The organism is Agriterribacter sp. (assembly GCF_035444585.1).
Taxonomy (GTDB): Bacteria; Bacteroidota; Bacteroidia; order Chitinophagales; family Chitinophagaceae; genus Agriterribacter.
In genome coordinates, this window is the sequence record NZ_DAOMOZ010000316.1 from 1 (window position 1) to 3923 (window position 3923).

A 3923-nucleotide genomic window follows, 5' to 3' on the forward strand; every position below is an offset into this window, starting at 1 on the left:
CAATGGTTTCAATATCATTGGGGTTAATGTCGGCCAGGGCGCCATAATAAATAATACCATCCAATACGATAAGCGGGCTGGAGCCTGCATTCAAAGTGTTTTTACCCCTCACTTCCAGCGACGCATCCCCTTTTGGAGAAGCCGTAAAGCCAATATTGAGGCCGGGAATATTTCCGCGAAGAATGTCCTGGATAGATGCCGGCCGTTCATTTTCCAGTTGGGTGGCTTTTACCGATGACACAGCCCCGGTAAGGTCTTTCTTTTTGGCTGTACCATAGCCAATCACCACCACCTGTTCTAACTGCGAAGCTTCTGCCGCTTCCAGCTCAACGTTAATGGTTGACTGATTTTTTACTGCAATGGTTTGTGTTTGGAAGCCCACAGATGAAAATACAAGCTTTCCTGATGCGGGTACTCCGGTCAGGCGGAACCGGCCTTCATCATTGGTGGTAGTACCGTTGGTGGTACCCTCCACGCTAACGGAAATCCCGGGAACGCCGTTGGGGCGGTCGGCCGTGGTTACCCTGCCCTGCACCGTAATGTTTTGTGCAAGCGAGGTTTGCCACTGGCAAAGCAGGAGGATGCATAAAAGCACCGGCAGCCTGCGAAGTTTTCTCTCCTTCATAATAGCAAGTTTTGTTGGTTATTAATAATCTGTTTTAGTTTGGTGTTTTCGCAGTTAACCTGTTTATTGTTTCGGATAAATGTTTGCCTTGTAACCTGAATCAATTTCAAATCCGAAGAGCTGAATTCCGAAATCCGAAGGAATACAAACCTGCAACCTGTAACCTGCAACTAACCCAAAGCTCACAGCCGACAGTCTTCGGATTCATCAGCGGTCTGACGCTCCTTTGTCGCGTGCCGACCGCTGACAGCTAAAACCCGATAGCATTCCCTCCGTCAACAGGCAGTACGATACCGGTAATGTAAGCAGCCGCGTCGGACGATAAATACACGGCCGCATGGGCTACATCCTCCGGTGTTCCCAGCCTGGCCATTGGTGTGCGTGATAATACCCTTTGCTTTCTTTCCTTATCGCCATTGAGCGCTTTGGATGACATGTCCGTTTCTATAAAGCCCGGCGCTATGCAGTTTATTCTTATCCCTAACGGCGACAGCTCTACCGCCAGCGCCCTTGTCATTCCTTCTACTGCCGATTTTGATGCTGTATAAGCGATTACTTTGGGTATCCCGTATTGTGATGCCATCGAACTCACCATGATGATCACTCCTTTTTTGCGTTTGACCATTTTTTTGGCGCATGCCCGGCTCAGCGCAAACACCGCCTGCTGGTTGATGCGGATCACTTCCTCATACGCTTCGTCACTAACTTCGAGCGCATCCTTTTTCAGGTGGATGCCGGCATTGTTTACCAGTATATCAATGGCGCCATGCTCTTTTTCTACCGTTGAAACAAACGACCCTATACCGCCTAAATCTTTAAGATCAAAAATCAGCCCCCTGCATTTTTCTCCCAGCGCCTCACATGCTTTATTCATATGCTCCCTGTTCCTTCCTGTAATGATCACTTCAGCGCCGTACTCAATAAATGCTTTTGCAATGGCAAACCCCAGTCCCCTGCTGCCACCGGTGATCAATGCTTTTTTGCCGGTCAGATTGAATTTGTTGGTCGTTGTCATAAAAAATAATTAGATCAGTATAAGTTCATCTTTTGCTTCGCTTTTCAAACAGGCAAAGCTCCGCCACCCCGGAATTCGTATTTTTTTTCCGGATCGCTTATAATCTTCTATGGTGATGGCTGCTTACCTGTACATTAACTATCGGAATAGAATACGGTTAATGTTTTGTTGCTGTTTCTAATGCTTTTGTAGTGGTATAATATTTTGCTATCATGTTCGGCACTTCCCAATCGGGCAAACCGCCTTCTTTCATATATTGTAAATACCTTTCCATTACCTGCCCGAAATGTGCTTCATGGCCCACATCGTATGATGAAGGAATAACCACTTTCCATTCCGGTCCCTGCTTTTCGGCTTTCACCCCCGGATATTTTGCAGCAATGGCAGTCATTGCCTGCTGCACCGCGGTATCATAATCATCCTTTTTATCACCGGATGGGATAATGTATAAAACGGGCTTGTAATTTTCTGCTTTGCCCTGTCGTATTTCCAAAGTGGCTTTGGTTCCTTTTATAATTTCATGATGGGTATCGCCGCCCTCTGCAGCCTTATAATCCCAGCGGGCAATGATCCTAACATGAATGTCTTTTAAGGTATAATTCATTTCACCATTGGCATGGGTGTTTAAGACGGAGTCCTTAACGATGTCTTTTTTCAAAAATTCCGGATAAGTATTTTTACCTGTAATGGATGCATACTGCGACAGGGTTAACGGTGTCGGCCAAACGCGGGCAGCATTGATCCGGATATCTTTTGTATAATCCAGCGGCACTCCCGGGAAACACTGCCACTGAACCAGGTCAACGAGGTGTGTTCCCACATCGGCTATGGCGTCGCCCTGCTGCTCCGCATCAAAAAACCATTCCGGCCGTACCAGCGGCTTGCCCGATACGTTTTTAAAAAAGTAGTGCACGCTTTCAATCATAACAGCAGGGTCTTTTGCTGTTCCTTTTTTTAATTCGCCGAAGAGTTCCGGCTGCTGTATCAGTTCCTGCTGCAGGATATTGGTGATCTCCGAACGCTCTGTCATGATATCATACAGAAGCACCTTTTTCTTTGCCGCATCGCCGAATGCCTGCACCAGTTTGGTAAAATTAGTGCTGTTAATGGCCATTGGCTTGTCTGCCAGCACATTCAATCCGGCAGCTACAGATCTTTGTATGTAATCTGTTTTTAAACGGTTGTTGCCCGACAGCACCACCACGTTACCTTTCTTTTCTTCCAGCATTTTTTCGGCGAAATCGCTTCCCGTATATATTTCTTCTTTCCAGTGCGTGGGGTTGTCGGCTCTTTCGTTGTACTGGTTAACCAGGCTGAGATAGGATTGCAGTTCCGGACCTTCCGGCGCATATACGTGCACGGTAGTATCCACACCGGGATAGCCTACCTTTTGTACCAGCGCGGCATGAAAATGGCCCGGGTCGAGTGTAATGAGTCTGATCATGCTGCTGTCTTTTATGGATTCATCATTTTTGCTGCCCGAAGACTGGCAGGCTGTTGCTCCCATCATTAAAGCTAAAAACAGTATCGTGTTGTATTGTTGCATAGTATATTTTAATAAAGTTCGAAGCCGGAAGTCCGAAATTCGAAAGAATACACAAAGAACTAAATTGCAGAAACCCGCGGTCTGACGCTTCCTTGGTCGCGTGCCGACCGCTACATTTTCAAATTATCATATCATCGTTCTTACATTAAATCCTTTCTCGATCTGGTACGGCCATCTTTGTGAGCGTACCAGCATGGTATTGGCCTCATCATCATTTTTAAACTTTTCATTTACCGGATCCCAGTATTCCTGTTCAGCTTCATAGCGCTGTGATTCAGCAGGCAAACCGAACAAGCCCGGTGGCCTACTTCTATCGGCGCAATATTGGGTATCCCGGTAATGATGCTGTTCAGCCAGTTGGCATGATGATCCTTGCTGTCAATTAGATGAATTTCATTTTCGCCAATCACTGAAGTAAGGATACCGGGATCGCTTGCATCCAATGCTTTGGCATTTTTGCCTTTGGCCACAGGATCGCTGGCCGTTGCGGAATAGCTGCCGCGGGTAACGAATATCCATCCCTCAGTACCCATAAATTTTACGCCATTGGGATAGTCATTGCTCGCCAATACTTTCACGCCGTTGGAAAAAAGGCTTTCTGTTTTGTAATTGCCATGCACATCCCACAAAGCTTCTTTGGCAGGCCAATCAGACTTTCCAGATATTTCGATGGGGCCTGTATTTTCGGTTCCCATCCCCCAGTTGGCAATATCAAAATGATGCGCTCCCCAGCCGGT

General features: G+C 46.8%; 3 protein-coding genes and 1 pseudogene. All 4 read right to left on the reverse strand.

From position 1 onward, the window contains the following. Nucleotides 1–625, reverse strand: a 625-nt coding sequence (locus PLH26_RS20785; RefSeq protein ID WP_324587938.1) for a carboxypeptidase-like regulatory domain-containing protein, incomplete at its 3' end; no start/stop codon positions are given. Nucleotides 626–875: 250 nt separating this feature from the next. Further along, entirely contained in the window at nucleotides 876–1640 is a 765-nt protein-coding gene (locus PLH26_RS20790) for an SDR family NAD(P)-dependent oxidoreductase (protein WP_324587939.1), read from the reverse strand. A gap of 157 nt (nucleotides 1641–1797) precedes the next feature. Beyond that, nucleotides 1798–3186: a putative oxidoreductase C-terminal domain-containing protein gene (locus PLH26_RS20795; protein ID WP_324587940.1), complete on the reverse strand. Its 1389-nt coding sequence runs from the start codon at nucleotides 3184–3186 to the stop codon at nucleotides 1798–1800. A gap of 230 nt (nucleotides 3187–3416) precedes the next feature. Further along, nucleotides 3417–3923, reverse strand: a pseudogene (locus PLH26_RS20800) (gfo/Idh/MocA family oxidoreductase); the annotation flags it as partial.